An 18,152-nucleotide genomic window follows, 5' to 3' on the forward strand; every position below is an offset into this window, starting at 1 on the left:
CTGACAGGAGATCCTTCATGTCCACTATCCTCTTCAAGAATGCCGCGCTGCTCGATCCGCTGCGCTCCGATCTGCTCGAAGGGCACCACGTGCTGGTCGAGGATCGCTTGATCAAGGAAGTCTCCGATCGGCCGATCGACACTTCGGCCGATCGGGTCATCGATCTCAAGGGCAAGACCCTGATGCCAGGCCTGATCGACCTGCATGTGCATGCGGTCGCGGTCGAGCTCGACCTGTCGCAGCAGGCGCGCATGGCCAATGTGCTGGTCACGCTGCGCTCGACCATGCTGTTGCGCGGCATGCTGAAGCGCGGCTTCACCACCGTCCGTGATGCCGGCGGCGCCGGATATGCGCTGAAGCAGGCGATCGACACCGGCCTGACCGATGGTCCGCGGTTGTTCGTCTCCGGCCGCGCGCTGAGCCAGACCGGCGGCCATGGCGACGGGCGGGCCCGCTCGGACTATCTGGCCGATCCGACCTGCTCCTGCTGCGTGCGGGTCGGCGCCATCGCGCGCGTCGTCGACGGCGTCGATGCCGTGCGCAAGGCGGTGCGCGAGGAGCTGCAGATGGGTGCCGACCAGATCAAGATCATGGCCTCCGGCGGCGTCGCGTCGCCGACCGATCCGATCGGCGCGTACGGTTATTCCGAGGACGAGATCCGCGCCATCGTTGCCGAGGCGAAGGCGCGGCACACCTATGTGCTGGCCCATGCCTACACCGCGGAGGCGATCGAGCGCGCGGTGCGCTGCGGCGTGCGCACCATCGAGCACGGCAATCTGATCGATCTGCCGACCGCGCGCCTGATGGCGGAGCAGGGCGCCTATGTGGTGCCGACGCTGGTCACCTACGAGGCGCTGGCCAATGAGGGCGCGAAGTACGGCTTGCCGGCGGCGAGCGTCGCCAAGATCGCCGACGTGCGCGACGCCGGCCTGCGTTCGCTCGCGATCTATCGCGAGGCCGGGGTGAAGATGGGCTACGGCTCCGACCTGCTCGGGCCGTCGCAGCGCCTGCAGTGCGACGAGTTCCGGATCCGCGCCGAATTGCTGGGTGCGCAGGCGGTGATCGCCAGTGCGACCATCGTCGGCGCCGAGGTGCTCGGCATGGAAGGCAAGCTCGGCCGCATCGCGCCGGAGGCGTTCGCCGACCTGCTGGTGGTGGAAGGCAATCCGCTGCGCGATGTGTCGTGCCTGCTCGGTCAGGGCGAGCACATCCCGCTCGTCATGAAGGCCGGCACGGCCGAGGTGGACCGGCTGGGCGGGTAGGCGCCTGAGCACGCTCGCGGGCAGAGCGCTCGTTCTCACGGCGTCACGCCGAAGCCGGTGGCGCCGATTTACCCGATCACATTGCTCTTGGCAGCGTTGACGCGGCCGGGCGGAAGCACGACATATCGCGTGCCGACCCCACCCGCCGCTCCGGAGCCAGCCATGAACGCGCCCAACATCGAGTCCGTCACGCCGCAGTCCGGTGGCGACGTCGTGAGCTGGTTGACCAACGAGACCCGCGACCAGCGCTTCATCGACAACATCTTCGCCGAGCTCTGCCTCCGGCTGCAGGGCGCGGGCATCCCGCTCAAGCGGGCGACGATGAATCTGCTGATCCAGCATCCGCAATGGCTGGGTGCCCGGATCATGTGGGCGGATGGGAAGCAAGAGGCGGAGATCACGCGGGTGGACTACGATGTCCAGCAGCGATCGGAATATATCGGCAGTCCGGTCTATGAAATCCATCAGGGCGCCAGCGAGGTGCGCGAGAAGCTCGAACGTGACCCGTCACAGGGCCGCAAGCACGCGCTCTTTGACGATATGCGCGCGCAAGGCCTGACCGACTATGTGGCCTGGCCGCTGCTGCATACGCTCGGCAAGCGGCATGTCGTGACCTTCGCGACCGACCGTGCCGGCGGCTTCGATGACGCTGATATCGCCCGGCTGCGGAACGTGTTGCCGGTGCTGGCGCTGGTCAGCGAGATCCGGATGAAGAACCGCCTGGCGCGGACGCTGCTCGAGACCTATGTCGGCACCCATGCCGGCGAGATGATCCTGGCCGGTGCGACGCGGCGCGGCAGCGGCACGACGGTCCACGCCGCGATCATGATCTGCGACCTCAGGGATTTCACCCGGATCTCGGACTCCTGGCCGCGCGACGACGTCATCGATCTCCTGAACGACTATTTCGACGCGATGTCGGAGCCGATTGTGCGGCATGGCGGCGAAATCCTGAAATTCATCGGCGACGGGCTGCTCGCCATTTTCCCGCTCAGCGAGCCCAAGGCCTGCGCCAACCTGCTGCACGCGGTGTCTGAGGCGCGGCTGGCGATGGCGGCGCTCAGCGAAAAGAACAGCATGATGGGGAGGGCGCCGATGAACTACGGCATCGGCGTTCATGTCGGCGACGTCATGTACGGCAATATCGGGTCGCGCAGCCGGCTCGACTTCACCGTGATCGGTCCTGCGGTGAACATGGCCTCGCGCCTCGAGGCGCTGACCAAGCAGTTGAAAAGGAACGTGCTGCTGTCGCGCGCATTTGCCGATCTGGTCGCGCATGATTTCGCGCTCGAGCATGTCGGCGAGCATGCGGTGCGCGGCTTCAGCGAGCCGATCGAGCTGTTTGCCTATAACGGCTGAAACCTGATCGGCCGGACATCTCAGGCCGGCGTCGTCTTCTGCGGCGACGAGGCCCGGTCGATGAATCCCTTGGCGAGGGCGTGATAGACGCCTTCCTTGCAGATCAGGCGCGAGCTCGCATGCGCGATCAGGGCCGCGGCCATCAGCGGCACCACCATCGCGTGATTGTCGGTCATCTCGGTGACGATCACGAAGGCCGTAATGGGCGCCTGAACCACGCCCGCGAAGTATGAAACCATGCCGAGCAGCATGATGGCCGGCAGCGGCGCGCCGTGAAACAGCGGGGCGATGTTGGAGCCGAGCCCGGCGCCGACCGCGAGTGAGGGCGCGAAGATGCCGCCCGGCATGCCGCTGATCGAGGCGAACGTGGTGGCGAGGAATTTCCAAACGCTGAAGCTCGCGGGCAATTGTGACCCGGCTTCGAGCGCGGACTTCACCTGCTGATATCCCGTGCCGTAGATCGCGCCGTCGGACGCAATGCCGCAGATCGCTGCGACCAATCCGCAGATCGCGGCAAAGCCGACCGGATAGCGCTTGATCGCGCGCCCGGCCGGATTGGCAAATCCGCGCGCCATGACGATCAGGATGCGGCTGAACAGGCCGCCCGCCAGACCGCCGGCCACGCCGCAGAGCGGGATCGCGAGCCAGTCGGCGCCGTTGCGCAAGCCCGTCGCGCTGGTGCCGAAATACGTATAGTTGCCCATCAGCGCGAGCGACGTCAGGCCCGCGGCGATCACCGCGCCGATGATCAGGCTGGAGGTTCGTGTCTCGAAGGCGCGGCTCATCTCCTCGATGCCGAACACGATTCCCGCGAGCGGCGTGTTGAAGGCTGCCGCGACGCCCGCGGCCGCGCCGGCGAGGATCAGGCCGGGCTGGCGGCGGGGCGAGAAGCGGCCGAGCGCAAACATGATCGACGCGCCGATCTGCACCGTCGGTCCCTCGCGCCCGACCGATGCGCCACACAGCAGGCCGAACAGGGTCAGCAGGATCTTGCCGGCCGCAACGCGCAGCGAAACCAGGCTCTCGCGCGCGGTCTGGTCGGTCAGATGGCGTGCCGCGATGGCCTGCGGGATGCCGCTGCCCTGCGCATTCTGAAAGAAGCGATTGGTCAGGAAGACCGACAGCGCGAAGCCGGCGGGCGTGAGCAGCAGCGAGGCATAACGGAAATGCGACACCAGCGCGGAAAAGGCGATCTGCGCCAGATCGGCGAGCTGCGCCAGCGCGACAGCCGCCGCACCGACCGCAATGCCGCCCAGCAAGAAGATCGCCCGGCGTTGCCAACGCGCGGAGACGATTCTGAATAGCCGCCGCTGGCGGTTGGAGGGGAAGGTCATGCTGGCGGATTCTGACTCATGTCGTGGTCCGATACGAAACGGATCACGTCATTCCTAGCACGCGTCGATGGAGTGCGAAGCTCAAGAAATCAGCAAGATATGCCGGCGCAATCGCCAGATCGCGGCGCCGAAATCAGCGCCCGCCGTCTATCTCCGGCGCCGCTACTTTCTCGGAAACAGCCGGTCGCGGATGTAGCGCGAGGTCGCCGTCAGGCGGATGCCGCGGGGCTTCTGCCAGGCGGCGCGGTCGATCTCCTTCTTGTCGCCGATCGCCAGCCGTCCCTTGGCGTTCTTGGCGATGAAGATCGCGTCGCTCATCCTGCGGCCGGAACGCTTGTTCTTGGCCGTCACTTCCTTCCAGAGGCTGAGCCGGCCGAGCTTGAGCTTCGGCAGCTCTTCCTTGATCTCGCGCTTGATGCAATCCTTCCCGGTCTCGCGCGCGCGCCTGCGGCCGCCGGGGAACATCCACAGCCCGTCAGATCGGCGTCGAACCAGAAGAACCTTGCCGCGCTTCGCGGCAACCAGTTTGGAGGACTTGGTCATGTACTGCGCAATGATCGAAACAGAATCTGGTCCTATTCTAACTTGTCTACTTAGGTAGACAAGTTTTAATGGTGCATTGTTCCACAGCCATATGTCGGCTGTTTGTCTGCGGCAGTAGCGTGCATTCGGAGCTTTGACGACGCGCATATCAGGTGAGGAGAAGGCGGCAAAATGACAGAGACCGTCAGCTGTGACGGTCTGTCGCGCCTTCGCTGCGTCTCGGTGCTTTGCGTGCGTTCGCGTGATCCTCGGCCATGCGCGTTCGTCGGTGGCGGATCTCGCTGCATCGAACATCGTCACGTTGATTCGTGACCATGATGATGTCAGCGGTTCCGGCAGAAGGAACTGGCCCGATCGCGTTTCGATGACACCGTCCGCGACGACGGCTTCGCTGCTTGTCATCACTTGACTCAATGTTCTTGTTTTGTTCTAATTGCCCTCCACAGTGAATTGGAGGCCGCCATGGACAACCGTATCAGCGAAATTCGCAGGCAGATCAGGGCGCTGCGTGTCAGCATGCTCGAGGCCGAGGCCATCATGCGTCAGCAGATCAGCCGGGACGAGGACTGCGCCTTCGTCGCCGGGGACCTCCTGAAGATGCGGCTGGTGATGAGCCGTCTGGTCGAAGAGCGGGCCGTGCTGGGCGACCGCGACCCGATCATCGTGCATGCGAGCGTTGCTCCGCGCCGCCGGGCCGCGACACCCGTCTTTCTTCGCGCGGCGAAGAAAGAACTCGTCGCCGGCGAAGCGCGTGCGTGATGACGCCGTCAGGATGCAGCGGCTGCGCGCCGAGTTGCGCGCGCTCGATTCATCCGTGAACCGGCTCAGGCGTGCCGGGCGCGACAGTGCGTCTGCGCAGCTTTTGCTGTCGCGCAAGCGCGCCGAGCTGGAAGATGTGATTTGCCGGAGGAAAGATGAGAGAGCCGCTTCGGTATTTCCACGACAGCGATGATCATGCGCCCTGGATCAAGGCGCTGGCCGAGGTTCGGCACATGGCAACGCGGGAAGGCTGGTGCTATCACCACGTGCAGGCGATCATCGTCGCGATCGACCAGTATGCGGAGGCCGCACTCGGCAACCGCGAGTTCTTCCTCAACCGCCCGCAGACCGTCGGCCCATTGAGGCGAGGCGAGGTGCCCTAGCGCGTTTTCGACCGGGCGATCGCGATCGACACGCAGCCTTTCTCGCGTTCTGTTTCAAGAGAGGGGAACGAAGAGCAAAGCTCGGACAGGTCATGCCGCGAGAATACGAAGGTGTGTCCCATTCTCATCTGTCATCGCCCGGCTTGACCGGGCGATCCAGTACGCCGCGGCCTCTCGGCTCAAGCACAGCTGCCTCTGGAATACTGGATCACCCGCTTTCGCGGGTGATGACATCGCGTTGTGCGGCATCTTGAATCGAGAGCCATCTTCATCGTCGTCCTGGCCTAGTGCGCAATTGCGCACTAGGCCAGGACGACGGCTGTGAATATGGACTCATCCGGGTTATCGGCCGGGATGGTCAATCCGCCACAGCCGACATATCGTGACGTTCTGCGGCCGAATCTGAGGCGGATCGTTCATCGCCGGGTCATCTACGTCAGGCCATCGTCAGCGCCGCGCCCCCCGGGGGCGGCGGCACTTTTTTGCGGAGGAGGTTTCGGATGATCAGGGGCTGGCAGATTGCGACGTCGGCGCTCGCCATCGTCGTGATGGTTGCAACGCTGGGCACAGCGGCGAACGCGGCGCAGTGCGGCAACGGGCCCGGCGGGTTCGAAGCCTGGAAGGAGCAGTTTGCCGGCGAGGCGCGGGCCAAGGGTGTCGGCGCCCCCGCGATCGACGCGCTGATGCAGGCGCATTATGCCAGCGCGACGATTGCCGCGGATCGCGGCCAGCGCAGCTTCGGCCTGTCGCTCGAGCAGTTCATGGCCAAGCGGGGATCGGCGACCATCGTGGCGCGCGGCCGTTCGCTGAAGCAGTCGCAAGCGGCGATGTTCGCCTCGATCCAGCAGCGCTACGGCGTGCCGCCGGGACCGTTGATCGCGATCTGGGGCATGGAAAGCGGCTTCGGCAGCCAGCGCGGCAACCAGAACATGCTGTCGTCGATCGCAACGCTTGCCTATGACTGCCGGCGTCCGGAGTTCTTCACCGAGCAGCTCTATGCGGCGCTCAAGCTGATCGATCGCGGCAGCCTGTCCGGCAGCACGCGCGGCTCGATGCATGGTGAGATCGGCCAGACCCAGTTCATGCCGAAGAACGTCCTCGCTTATGGTGTCGGCAATCTCGACGTTGCCGCCAATGCGCTGGCCTCGACGGCGAATTTCCTGCGTGCCAACGGCTGGCGCGCCGGCGCCGGCTATCAGCCCGGGGAACCCAACTTCGCCGCGATCGAGGCATGGAACGCGGCAGGGGTCTATCAGAAGGCGATCGCCATCATGGGACGGCAGATCGACGGCCAATGAGCGCAGGGTCATGAGAAGGCAGGGTTCCTTCACCGCCTGTTAACGCAACGGTGCCCAGATCGTTTGCGGTGAAACGGAGCAGGTGGAGACAAGCTCCATGCTCAAGAACGGCACCTATGCGGCGTGGTTTCGCACGTCGCTCGCTGACGGCACCGGCACCGTGCACGTCGCCGATGGCAGGCTGTGGGGCAGCGATGCCATCATGCGCTACGACGGCGCCTATGAGGTCGACGGCGAGCGCTTCTCGGTCGTCCTCACCGCTACGCGGCACTCCGAAGGTCATCAGACAGTGTTCGGCACCGACGATCTCGTGGTGCGGCTCGAAGGAATAGCGAGCGGCACGATCGCGACCGCCACCGGCAGGGCCGACGCCGTGCCCGATCTCGCCTTCGAGGTGACGCTGATTCCGAGCCAGGACGTGACGCCCGAGCCGCCGCCGGATCTGCCGATGCCGAAGTTCGATCCGAGCAAGCTGCCGAAGCTGCCGAAGCGCTCGAGCCGCTGAACAAGTTGCTAGGCGTCGCTCGGGCCTGCGGTCTCCGGAAATGGTGCACCGGGGATAAAGAGCTTCAGCGCGCGAATCTCGTAGACGGCTGACGGGTTGACGCTGCGCAGGTCGCGCGCCGCGGCGATCGCCTCGGCTTCATCGGCGCAATTGATCACGTAGAAGCCGAGCAGCTGCTCCTTGGTTTCCGCGAACGGGCCGTCGATCACGACGCCGTGGCCCGGCCCGCGCAGGGTGCTGGCCTTGCGGGTCTCGCCGAGCCGTGCAGCCGGGCCGAGCCGGCCCTTCAGCCGTTGATGGACCTCGCGCAGACCGCTCATCACGGCTGCGTCCTCATCGGCATTCCACGACTTGACCTCGGCTTCGACGTGATAGGCCAGGATGGCATAAAGCATCTAGTGGACTCCTCATTTCTGCTGCGGCAGGCGCTGAACCGCGATGATGTTCGAGCATGATCTTCCCGGAAAGACCGCTTCGCAGTTTTCCGGATCATGCTCTAGGACGTCTGGCACCCGCCCATGCCGACATTTCATGTGTAGCGGATCAGACCGATTTTTTGCCGCGACAAGGTATCCCGCAGGTCGCCTGGCGGCGGCGAATCGCGCCGCTCGAACAGCAAAAAAGGCGCGGCGGAGTTGCTTCCGCCGCGCCCCCGGTTTTGATGTCTCGCTGGTCCAGGGCTGAGAGCGCCCCGATGCCAGGCTGATTGCTCAGCGCCTAGCGGGCGATCCCAGCGAGGTGACAGCGCTTGAGACAAGACACTAGATCACCTCCTTTCTTTGTTGATGGGACCAGCAATATAGGTGGCGAATCTGCCGCTGTTAAGGCCGCCATCCGGCCCGTCCGCGCCAGGAACCGGGCGGAATACGCGGGCATATTGCCGTGGACCTGTGCACAAGGACGCCCGCCGAGGCGGTTGAGGCGGCCGTCGGGCCGTGTTAGGGGATCGTCCGATGCGGGTGTAGCTCAATGGTAGAGCAGCAGCCTTCCAAGCTGAATACGAGGGTTCGATTCCCTTCACCCGCTCCAGTATTTTCAATCACTTGCGGCACGGTCTCACCATTCGGGCAAAGGTGCTGCTGCTCCCTCGGACATAATCCGCGCTTTGGTTCGCGCCGCGCGATGCCGGCCAGACCACGCCGAGCGCCTGGCGGGGCGCGCTGCAACGGCGCGCGGCATCCGTATTGAACTGGGCCGAAGATAGGGGCGACAAACTACCGGCAGACTGGAGGACCACGACATGCCCGATTGGATTCTCGCGCCGATCTGTGTGGCCGCACTGGGCGGCTTTATCTGGTTCGCGTTTCGACAGGGGTTCAGGGTCAAGCCCGACGAGAGCAACCGAGACCATCCGACTTTGCCGCTTGGGCCGGACGGGTCGTGGCGCTGAGGGCGGTGTGAGATCGTCATGAGGCCGACGGCGCCAAGGATGATATCAATGGCGTCGCTTGCGGTCGGCGATCCTACACCCTTTGGAGTATGCCAATCGTCACGTGAACTTTCTGGCCCGATATGTAGACCTAATGGCTACCGGGATTTTGCATTTCCTTCCTGGGGCTAGAGCCGACGCCGTCCGCATGCATTTTAAGCGGGCGGTGTTGTGCTGATGTTGAACCACCGCCCCGTCGCAGCATCCCGCTCCCGCGCGGAGGCGGCCCTTGAAGCGAATACCCACGAGCGAAGCGATCATCACCGTCGTCTTGTTGGTGATCTTCGCGCTCGTGATCTGGTATGGCGCAATGCCCTGAGCCGCCGCCCCGTCAGGGGAGCGAAACGACTCGCAGATTGTTGGTGCTTCCCGCCTGCCCGAAGGGAATGCCGGCGACGACGACCAGGAGGTCGCGGCTTGATGCAAACTGCTCTGCGCGCGCGAGCGCCGTCGCGCGCTCGACCATCTCCTCATAGCTCCCGACATCGTCGGAAAGGACACTGTGGGCCCCCCAGAGCAGGCACAGGCGGCGGGACACTTCGCGGCTTGGGGTGATGGCGAGGATCGGGAGGCTCGGCCGCTTGCGCGCGACGCGTGCGGCGGTGGTGCCGCTCGACGTGTAGGCCACGATGGCCGCGGCGTGAACCACCGAGGCGAGGTCGGCAGCGGCCGTTGCGACGGCGTGCGGCGGCGTCTGCTCCTCGCCGGGCTGGGTCGCCTCGACGATGGAGCGGTACATCTTGTGCTGCTCCGTGCTGCGGATGATGCGATCCATCATCTCGACGGCCTCGCGCGGGTAGCGGCCCGTCGCGGATTCCGCCGACAGCATCACGGCGTCTGCGCCATCGTAGATCGCGGTCGCAACGTCGGAGACTTCCGCGCGCGTCGGCGTGGGCGCGGCGACCATGGAGTCCAGCATTTGCGTGGCGACGATCACCGGCTTCACCGCGAGACGGCAAGCCCGCACCAGCTCCTTCTGACGCCCCGGCACGTCCTCATCCGGAATTTCGACGCCGAGATCTCCGCGCGCAACCATGATGGCGTCGCACAGCTGGATGATGTCGTCGATCCGCTCGAGCGCCGCCGGCTTCTCGATCTTGGCCATCAGGCCGGCGCGGTCGCCAACGAGGGCTCTCGCCTCGATGATATCGGAGGGTTTTTGCACGAACGACAAGGCGACCCAATCCACGCCCAGCTTCAGCCCGAACTCCAGATCGAGGCGGTCCTTGGTGGTGAGCGGCGAAAGATCGAGCACCGTCCCCGGCAGATTGACGCCCTTGTGATTCGAGATCGTGCCACCGACGATCACCTTGGCTTCGATGAAATCGTCACCGAGCCCGGCGACGCGAACGCGGACCCGGCCGTCGTCGATCAGAAGGTCGTGGCCAGGGGCGACCGCGGCAAAGATTTCCCGGTGCGGGAGCGGAATCGAGGTTCGGTCGCCATCCGATCCGGACAGCACGAACCGGATGGTCTCTCCGGCCGCCACGGCAATCTTTCCATCGCGCAGGGTGCCGACGCGAATCTTCGGACCCTGGAGGTCCATCAGAATGCCGATCGGCCGGCCGACTTCCTGTTCCAGCCTTCGGATCGCGGCGTGGACGGTTGCGTGGTCGCTCTGGGTTCCGTGGCTGAAGTTCAGACGGAACGTATCGACGCCCGCCAGCAGCAGCGCCTTGAGCATCTCGGGGGAACTGCTCGCGGGGCCGACGGTTGCGACGATCTTGGCCCGTCGATGACGACGCATGGGTTACCTCATTGCTGGCTTGCCGGACGCAATTAGCACGGCTCTGACATCGTTGACATTGGTAAGCGTTGGCCCGGTGCGCACGAGGTCTCCAAGGCGGTCGAAAAACGTGTAGCTGTCATGGGCTGCCAAGGAGGCCCGGGCGTCGAGACCACTCGCGGCGGCGCGCCGCAGCGTATCCGGACCGATCAAAGCGCCGGCGGCATCTTCCGTTCCATCAATTCCATCGCTGTCGCCCGCAATCGCCCAGATATCCGCGGCGCCGGACAGGGCGACGGCAAGCCCGAGCAGGAATTCGGTGTTGCGGCCGCCGCGGCCCGCCGGGCCGCGCCCGATCGTCACTGTCGTCTCGCCGCCGGACAGCAGCACGGCAGGAGCAGGGCCGGGCTGCGCGTGCTGCGCGACCGAGCGGGCGATGCCCGCCATCACGGTTCCGAGTTCGCGGGCCTCGCCTTCGATCGCGTCGCCAAGGATGATCGGACTGAGACCTTCGTCCCGGGCCGCGCGCCCTGCAGCGTCCAGCGCAAGGGACGGCGCGGCGAGGATGCGGACATCGGCGTCGATCTCGCCGGGTTTCGGCGTCTCGTCGGCTTGCGCGAGGACATGCCGCGCTGCTTCCGGCAGCTCGATTGCAAAGCGGCGGATGATCTCCTGCGCGTCAGCCTTTGTGCTGGGGTCCGGGAGCGTGGGACCGGAGGCGATCGCCGCCGGGTCGTCGCCGGGAATGTCGGAAATCACCAGCGTGATGACGTGGGCGGGACGGGCGGCGAGCGCCAGTCGTCCGCCCTTGATCGCGGACAGATGCTTGCGGACGACGTTCATCTCGGCGATCGTCGCGCCGCTCGCAAGCAGTGCACGGTTGACCGCCTGCTTGTCGGCGAGCGTCATCGGGGATGCGGGAAGGGTCATCAGGGCCGAGCCGCCGCCGGACATCAGGGCGATGACGAGATCGTCTGCTGAAAGTCCCTCGACGGCGCGCAGCATGCGAAGCGCGGCGGCCTTGCTCGAGTCATCCGGAACGGGGTGAGATGCCTCGAGCACATCGATGCGGCCCGCGGGAACCGACTGGCCGTGGCGCGTCACCACGACACCCGAAAGGTCGACGTCAGGCCATGCCGCGTCGAGGCCGGCGGCCATCGCGGCCGAAGCCTTGCCGGCGCCGATGACAATGCATCTGCCCTTCGGCTTTGCCGGCAGGGCGCGTGCGATGGTCATCCTTGGATCGGCGCTGGCGACGGCCGCATCGAAGATCTTCCGGAGCGCAGTCCGAGCGCGCAAGTCCGTCCATATGTCGCTCAATCGCTACGCTCCGGCCGATAGGTCCTGCATTATGGCGTCTTCTTGAGACTGTCGTAAGACGCCGGTGTCTCCAGTCGATGATTTTCGCCGAGGGCTGGCTTTGCGCGCGCGATTGTGGCGCCAGCCGTCCCCTCACTGCCCAGAATGAACGCGCGCCGCATCGGCTTGATCACCAGCAAGGCGGTGAGGGCCGCGGTGGCATTGAGCGCCACCGCGACGATGAACACGGCCTGCCAGCCGAACTGCGAGGAGATGATGCTGGCGAGCGGGACGAGCAGCGCCGCGGTGCCCTTCGCGGTGTAGAGCATGCCGTTGTTGGTGGTTGCGTATTTGGCGCCGAAGGTGTCGCCCGACGTTGCCGGGAACAGGCTGTAGATTTCGCCGAACACGCCGAAATAGATCGCCGTGGCGAGCACGAAGACCACCGGAATGTGGCCGTAGACGGACAACGTCAGCAGCATCAGCGCCGCTGTCGCGAACGCGATGAACATCGTGTGCTCGCGGCCGATCGTGTCGGAGACCCAGCCAAAGAACGGGCGGCCGAAACCGTCGAAGACACGATCGAGCGAGATGGCAAAGGTCAGTGCCGCCATCTGGAAGCCCGCAAGCGTAACCGGCGTATCCGCGATCTTGAAGTCGTGGGCGATCGGCCCGATCTGCGCGGCGGTCATCAGCCCGCCGGAAGCCACCATGACGAACACCAGGTACATCACCCAGAAGATCGGGGTGCGCAGCACCTGGGGCGGCGTGTAGTCGATCGCGCTCTGCGGCAGGTTGAGCCGCTTCTTCCTGGGTGCCTCGACGCCATGCGGCGGGCGGACGAACCAGGCCAGCAGGAGAACCGTGAGGCCCTGTCCGATTCCGAACGTCAGGAAGGTGCTCTGGTAGCCGCTCGCGGCAATCATGTTGGCAATCGGCACGACGGTGAGGGCAGCGCCCGCGCCAAAGCCTGCGGCGGTCGCGCCGGCGGCGAGGCCGCGCCGATCCGGAAACCATTTCAGCGCGTTGCCGACGCACGTGCCGTAGACCGCGCCGGCGCCGATGCCGGCGACAATTGCCGCGGCATAGAGCATGACGAGAGACGCGGCGAATGAGTTCAGCACCCAGGCCAGTCCGATCATCAGCCCGCCGAACATGATGACGATGCGGGGGCCGTATTTGTCCACGAACCAGGCCTCCACCGGCACCAGCCACGTCTCCGTCATCACGAAGATCGTGAAGGCGAGCTGGATCGCTGGACGGCCCCAGTGATATTGCGCGTCGATCGGATCGACGAACAGCGTCCACCCGTATTGCAGGTTGGCGATCATCGCCATGCAGACGATACCGATCGCGAGCTGAAGCCAGCGGAAGCCGCCGGGCGACGATACCAGTTTCGTGCTGGAGGTCATGTGCGCTCCCAAGGCAGGTGTTGGTTGTTTAGTCCGGGCGTCAGGCGGTCGTCGTGCCGCCGCCTACTGACGAAATTCGTTGGTCAATTCGCCAATGCCTTCGATCGCGACGGTGACCGTATTGACCGGCTCCTTCATCACCCCGACGCCGATCGATGTTCCGCAGCAGATCAGGTCGCCCGGCAACAGCGTCATATCGTGTGAGATCTTGCTGACCAGCGCCTGCGCGCTGAAGATCATGTCCGCGATCGGGTAGTTCTGGCGCTCGACACCGTTGAGGATGGTGCGCACCACGAGGCGCGCGGGGTCGAGGCCCGAGGCGATGACGGGACCGAACGGGCCATATCCGTCGAAGCCCTTGGCCCGCGCCCATTGCGGGAAGGTCGGGTCGCGATTGAGGATGTCCGCTGCGGTGACGTCGTTGGTGCAGGTGTAACCGAAGATGAAGGCGTCGGCCTGTTCGGGAGCAACTGCCGTGCAGCTTTTGCCGATGACGATGCCGAGCTCGCCTTCGTAGGTCGTCTTGCCGTCGTAGCCCACTGGACGCGTGATCACGGCGCCGGGCGCGGTCACGCTGGTCGGCGCTTTCAGCAAATACAACGGCTCGGGCGGCTCGGGTGATTGCAGCTTCGCCGCAAGCGCGTGAAAATTGTTCCAGAGCGCGATGATCTTGCTCGGTTCGGTCGGCGCAAGCAGCTCGACATCATCAAGCGCCAGCGTTCGTCCGGTCGGCCGCGCGTTGGCGAACATGTCCCCGGCGTGCACCGCGATGCCGGACGGGGTGAGTTGCCCGAAGCCGATATCGGCACGGTGGCGGAAACGAACCCAGCGTGTCACGTTTGCCATCGGGATCACGCCACCGCCAGGGTTTCTGCTACGGCCACGCCGGCCGCCCCGTCATAGAGGCCCGCCAGCCTGGTGCGCTGCGCGACCAGCGCCAGCACCGCGTCGAGGGCGGGCGTCGCGATCCCGGTCATCCGGCCCATCTCCTGCACCACGGTGATCAGCGGATCGATCTCGACCGGACGTCCACGCTCGAGATCCTGCAGCATCGAGGTCTTGTGCGCGCCGACCTTGCGTGCGCCCTCGATGCGGCGTTCGACATCGACCCGGAACTTGACGCCGAGGCTTTCCGCGATCGCCTGCGCTTCCAGCATGATCGCTCTGGACAGCGCGCGGGTGCCGGGATTGCTGCAGATCACGTCGAGGGTCGCGTGCGTGAGGGCGCTGATCGGGTTGAAACAGACATTGCCCCACAGCTTGAGCCAGATCTCGTCGCGGATGCGGTCGAGCACCGGCGCCTTCATGCCCGCCGCCGTGAACAGGGCGGAAAGCTGCTCGACGTCGGGCGTGACCTCGCCCGAGGGCTCGCCGAGCGGAAAGTTGTTGCCGTAGACGTGGCGGATCACGCCAGGTGCCTCGATCTCGGTCGCCGGGTACACCACGCAGCCGATGGCGCGCGCAGCGCCAAGTTCGCTCCACTGCCGTCCGCCGGGATCGATGCTCTCGAGCGTCGATCCTTCGTGCCGGCCGCCATGCTTGTAGAAATACCAATAGGGAATGCCGTTGACGGCGGTGACGATGCGGGTCCGCTCACCCAGCAGGGGCCGCATCGGTTCGATGACGCCGGTGATCGAATGCGCCTTCAGGCAGATGATGACGAAATTCTGCTCGCCGAGTTCGGCGGGGTTATCGGTACAGCGAGGATGCACCACGCGCTCCTCGTCGCCGATCAGCAGCTTCAGGCCGTTCTGCCGCATCGCGGCGAGGTGTGCACCCCGCGCGACCAGGCTGACATCGGCGCCTGCGCGCATCAATTCGACACCGAGATAGCCGCCGATGGCACCGGCGCCGTAGATGCAGATCTTCATGAAATCCTCGCGAGCAGGGTGGGGACACATTACGAGCCGCAACGGCTCGAGCCGGGTTGCGTGGCAATGATCTTCGGAACGTCCGTCAGGCCGCGCAGGCGGCTTCCTCCAAGGCAAAGCCGATGTCCCGCATGCTCACGACGCCGACGAGCCGGCCGTTGTCGATGACGGGGAGGTGGCGGATGTCGTGACGGGCCATCAGACGCTCGACATCGGCGAGCGCGTCTTGCGAATTGCAGGACACCAGCGGCCGCGGCGAAATGAACTGCGCGACTTTTGCGGCAAGGCCACCCGTACCGCGCTCGGCGATCACGGCGACGACGTCGCGCTCGCTGAACATTCCGATCACCGAGGCGTCGACGCTGCGCGATCCGTTCCTGACCACAAGCGCGCCGACATTGCTGGCGTACATCAGGTTCGCCGCGATGCTGACGGTTTCGCTCGAGCCGATCGTCACCGCGGGCGCACGGTTGGTGCGAAGGATGTCCCCGACATACATGGCATGGTCCTCCCGATTGGGTTGTTAAGAACCGATCGTGGTATACATTATCCCAGAAGTCAAACAAAAGAATCGAGGCGTTCTTCAAGAAAAATGGCAAAAATACTGACCTATTCGCGAAAATTGTCGCCTTGACTTCCAAGCCATATGGCATGCCATATGCCAATGCTGACGCTCGTTCCGGCGGGCGATTTCGTTCTGAACCACAACCGGTTAGGGTCAGGTCGTGATGAAAAGAGAGCCGATCCGCCGCAAGCCGTCCGATCCCGATGTTCGCGCGCAGCCGGATCCGGATGCACGAGATGGCGGCGTTCAATCGGTCGATCGCGCGCTGCAAATCATGGAAGCACTTGCCGAGGACGACGAAGGCTACCGGCTGACCGATCTTGCGATCCGCATCGGCTTGCCGCCGTCGACGGCGCATCGGCTGCTGACGACGCTGGAGAATCGCAGGTTCGTGCAGTTCGACCGCGAGGAGTCGAAATGGCACATCGGCGCGCAGAGCTTTGTGGTCGGCTCGACCTTCATGCGCCGGCGCAATTTTTCCGCGCGGGCTTTGCCTTATCTGCGCAAGCTGCGCGACCAGACCAGGGAAACCGCCAATCTTGCGGTGGTCGATGACGACTCGATCATCGTCGTATCCCGGATCGAAAGCCGGGAGATCATGCGCTCGCTGACCAAGGTCGGCGGACGCGTGGCGTTGATCGCTTCGGGCGTGGGGAAGGCGGTGCTGGCCGCATATTCCGACGCCGACATCAATGCGATCATCCGTCGTCGCGGCATGCCGCGGCTGACGGAGAAGTCGATCATTCGGCCGGGCGAGTTGTTCAGGGAATTGGAGACCGTGCGCCGCCAGGGCTATGCGGTGGACGATGAGGAGGCGCGGCTCGGCCTGCGCTGCGTGGCCGCGGTCGTCTTCAACGATTGCAGCGAGCCGTTCGCCGCGGTCTCGGTATCGGGCATGGCGGATCGGCTGACGGATGATCGCTTGCCGGAGATCGGTGCCATCGTGCATCAGATCGCAGCCGAGCTTTCGGCAGAGCTGCGCGGCAGCAGCCGCACGCAACCGTAGCAGGCGCAAAGCCTGCTGCTGCTCTCGTCATTGCCTGTTTCCACGCTTTCGCAGGCGCTAATCGGTTGGAGACAAGCAAGAAATCGCGAGTGCTGCCACAGCGTGGAAAATCCCATCGATTGCGTTGAGATCGACGGTCGCGGGCCTGATGATCCTGTTCAGGCCAACTCATAGCGAAGCGGGATCATCACATGAAGATGCGAGCGGTGGATGCGGCAGTCCGCATACTTGAACGCGAGGGGATCACTTGCGCTTTCGGCGTTCCCGGCGCTGCGATCAACCCGCTTTACTCCGCACTGAAGCGGAACGGCTCGATCCGGCATGTTCTGGCGCGGCACGTCGAAGGCGCCTCGCATATGGCGGAGGGCTATACTAGGGCGAACGCGGGCAACATCGGCGTTTGCATCGGCACGTCGGGTCCCGCCGGAACCGACATGATCACCGGCCTCTATTCGGCGATCGCGGATTCGATTCCGATCCTCTGCGTCACCGGACAGGCGCCGCGGGCGCGGCTCTACAAGGAGGATTTCCAGGCCGTCGACATCGAGTCGATTGCCAAGCCGGTGACGAAATGGGCCGTCACCGTGCGCGAGCCGGCGCTGGTGCCGCGCGTGTTCAGCCAGGCTTTCCATGTCATGCGCTCGGGGCGCCCGGGACCGGTGCTGATCGATCTTCCGCTCGATGTTCAACTGGCCGAGATCGAGTTCGACGACGAGACCTATTCGCCGCTGCCGGTCTACAAGCCGACCGCGACGCGCAAGCAGATCGAGAAGGCGCTCGAGATGCTCAACGCCGCTGAGCGGCCACTGATCGTGGCCGGCGGCGGCGTGATCAACGCCGATGCATCCGAGCTCCTGGTCGCGTTCGCCGAAGCGGTCAACGTTCCCGTCGTCCCGACGCTGATGGCGTGGGGCGCTATACCCGACGATCACGCGCTGATGGCCGGCATGGTCGGCCTGCAGACCAGCCATCGCTACGCCAACGCCACGATGCTCGAATCCGATTTCGTGCTCGGCATCGGCAACCGTTGGGCCAACCGCCATACCGGTTCGATCGAGACCTACACCAAGGGGCGCAAATTCGTCCACGTCGACATCGAGCCGACGCAGATCGGACGGGTTTTCAATCCGGACCTCGGCATCGTGTCGGACGCCAAGGCCGCACTGGAGATGTTCGTGAGCGTCGCCCGGGAGTGGCGGAAGTCCGGCAGACTGCGCGACCGGCAGGCATGGCCCGCCGCCTGCCGCGACCGCAAACGCTCGATGCTGCGCAAGAGCCACTTCGACAACATCCCGATCAAGCCGCAGCGCGTCTATGAGGAGATGAACAAGGCGTTCGGCCGCGACACCTGCTACGTGACGGTGATCGGACTGTCGCAGATCGCGGGTGCCCAGTTCCTCA

18 protein-coding genes and 1 tRNA gene are annotated in these 18,152 nt (G+C 65.0%); 10 read left to right on the forward strand and 9 right to left on the reverse strand.

Annotated elements, in window-relative coordinates; all coding sequences use genetic code 11:
• Window positions 1–17: 17 nt before the first annotated feature.
• On the forward strand, window positions 18–1,262 hold the full coding sequence (locus QMZ05_RS13415) for an amidohydrolase family protein (RefSeq protein ID WP_353701173.1): 1,245 nt from the start codon (window positions 18–20) through the stop codon (window positions 1,260–1,262).
• 162 nt (window positions 1,263–1,424) lie between these two features.
• The gene (locus QMZ05_RS13420; RefSeq protein ID WP_353701174.1) at window positions 1,425–2,621 is read left to right on the forward strand and encodes an adenylate/guanylate cyclase domain-containing protein; all 1,197 of its coding nucleotides are present in this window, start codon (window positions 1,425–1,427) and stop codon (window positions 2,619–2,621) included.
• Between the two features lie 20 nt (window positions 2,622–2,641).
• Here QMZ05_RS13420 and QMZ05_RS13425 read toward each other — a convergent pair whose 3' ends face one another.
• Together QMZ05_RS13425 and QMZ05_RS13430 are read right to left on the reverse strand one after the other, a co-directional pair.
• Window positions 2,642–3,955, reverse strand: coding sequence for a chloride channel protein (locus tag QMZ05_RS13425; RefSeq protein ID WP_353701175.1), 1,314 nt, complete (start codon window positions 3,953–3,955; stop codon window positions 2,642–2,644).
• A 162-nt stretch (window positions 3,956–4,117) separates the two neighbouring features.
• Window positions 4,118–4,498: an NUDIX hydrolase gene (locus QMZ05_RS13430; RefSeq protein ID WP_050420927.1), complete on the reverse strand. Its 381-nt coding sequence runs from the start codon at window positions 4,496–4,498 to the stop codon at window positions 4,118–4,120.
• Between the two features lie 241 nt (window positions 4,499–4,739).
• On the opposite strand from QMZ05_RS13430, the gene QMZ05_RS13435 reads away from it, so the two are divergent.
• From QMZ05_RS13435 to QMZ05_RS13455, 5 genes are all read left to right on the forward strand, one after another.
• Entirely contained in the window at window positions 4,740–4,907 is a 168-nt protein-coding gene (locus QMZ05_RS13435; RefSeq protein ID WP_353701176.1) for a hypothetical protein, read from the forward strand.
• Between the two features lie 53 nt (window positions 4,908–4,960).
• Window positions 4,961–5,257 carry a hypothetical protein gene (locus tag QMZ05_RS13440; RefSeq protein ID WP_353701177.1) on the forward strand — a complete coding sequence of 99 codons (297 nt, stop codon included), beginning with the start codon at window positions 4,961–4,963 and terminating at the stop codon, window positions 5,255–5,257.
• Window positions 5,258–5,412: 155 nt separating this feature from the next.
• Entirely contained in the window at window positions 5,413–5,640 is a 228-nt protein-coding gene (locus QMZ05_RS13445; protein ID WP_353701178.1) for a hypothetical protein, read from the forward strand.
• A gap of 500 nt (window positions 5,641–6,140) precedes the next feature.
• Entirely contained in the window at window positions 6,141–6,938 is a 798-nt protein-coding gene (locus tag QMZ05_RS13450) for a lytic murein transglycosylase (protein WP_353701179.1), read from the forward strand.
• A gap of 97 nt (window positions 6,939–7,035) precedes the next feature.
• A complete protein-coding gene (locus tag QMZ05_RS13455) occupies window positions 7,036–7,443 on the forward strand; it encodes a hypothetical protein (RefSeq protein WP_353701180.1) in 408 nt (135 codons plus the stop codon).
• A gap of 8 nt (window positions 7,444–7,451) precedes the next feature.
• Here QMZ05_RS13455 and QMZ05_RS13460 read toward each other — a convergent pair whose 3' ends face one another.
• Window positions 7,452–7,838, reverse strand: a complete 387-nt coding sequence (locus tag QMZ05_RS13460; RefSeq protein ID WP_353701181.1) for a YciI family protein — start codon at window positions 7,836–7,838, stop codon at window positions 7,452–7,454.
• 560 nt (window positions 7,839–8,398) lie between these two features.
• Between QMZ05_RS13460 and QMZ05_RS13465 the strand changes: the two genes are divergently transcribed.
• A tRNA-Gly gene (locus tag QMZ05_RS13465) sits at window positions 8,399–8,472 on the forward strand.
• A 731-nt stretch (window positions 8,473–9,203) separates the two neighbouring features.
• Here the strand turns inward: QMZ05_RS13465 and pyk are convergent.
• From pyk to QMZ05_RS13495, 6 genes are all read right to left on the reverse strand, one after another.
• A complete protein-coding gene (gene pyk, locus QMZ05_RS13470) occupies window positions 9,204–10,619 on the reverse strand; it encodes a pyruvate kinase (protein WP_353701182.1) in 1,416 nt (471 codons plus the stop codon).
• Between the two features lie 3 nt (window positions 10,620–10,622).
• The gene (locus QMZ05_RS13475) at window positions 10,623–11,918 is read right to left on the reverse strand and encodes a glycerate kinase (RefSeq protein WP_353701183.1); all 1,296 of its coding nucleotides are present in this window, start codon (window positions 11,916–11,918) and stop codon (window positions 10,623–10,625) included.
• A gap of 29 nt (window positions 11,919–11,947) precedes the next feature.
• Entirely contained in the window at window positions 11,948–13,309 is a 1,362-nt protein-coding gene (gene oxlT, locus QMZ05_RS13480) for an oxalate/formate MFS antiporter (protein ID WP_353701184.1), read from the reverse strand.
• 63 nt (window positions 13,310–13,372) lie between these two features.
• Window positions 13,373–14,155, reverse strand: a complete 783-nt coding sequence (locus QMZ05_RS13485) for a fumarylacetoacetate hydrolase family protein (protein ID WP_353701185.1) — start codon at window positions 14,153–14,155, stop codon at window positions 13,373–13,375.
• A 5-nt stretch (window positions 14,156–14,160) separates the two neighbouring features.
• Window positions 14,161–15,180: a 2-dehydropantoate 2-reductase gene (locus tag QMZ05_RS13490; RefSeq protein WP_353701186.1), complete on the reverse strand. Its 1,020-nt coding sequence runs from the start codon at window positions 15,178–15,180 to the stop codon at window positions 14,161–14,163.
• A gap of 85 nt (window positions 15,181–15,265) precedes the next feature.
• Window positions 15,266–15,679 carry a CBS domain-containing protein gene (locus tag QMZ05_RS13495; protein WP_353701187.1) on the reverse strand — a complete coding sequence of 138 codons (414 nt, stop codon included), beginning with the start codon at window positions 15,677–15,679 and terminating at the stop codon, window positions 15,266–15,268.
• A 229-nt stretch (window positions 15,680–15,908) separates the two neighbouring features.
• Between QMZ05_RS13495 and QMZ05_RS13500 the strand changes: the two genes are divergently transcribed.
• Together QMZ05_RS13500 and gcl are read left to right on the forward strand one after the other, a co-directional pair.
• On the forward strand, window positions 15,909–16,751 hold the full coding sequence (locus QMZ05_RS13500; RefSeq protein ID WP_074130811.1) for an IclR family transcriptional regulator C-terminal domain-containing protein: 843 nt from the start codon (window positions 15,909–15,911) through the stop codon (window positions 16,749–16,751).
• A 191-nt stretch (window positions 16,752–16,942) separates the two neighbouring features.
• Window positions 16,943–18,152: glyoxylate carboligase (gcl, locus tag QMZ05_RS13505; protein WP_353701188.1), on the forward strand; the 1,210-nt coding region annotated here is incomplete at its 3' end.

The sequence above is a fragment of the Bradyrhizobium sp. INPA03-11B genome, from assembly GCF_040446015.1.
GTDB classification, from domain to species: Bacteria; Pseudomonadota; Alphaproteobacteria; order Rhizobiales; family Xanthobacteraceae; genus Bradyrhizobium; species Bradyrhizobium macuxiense_A.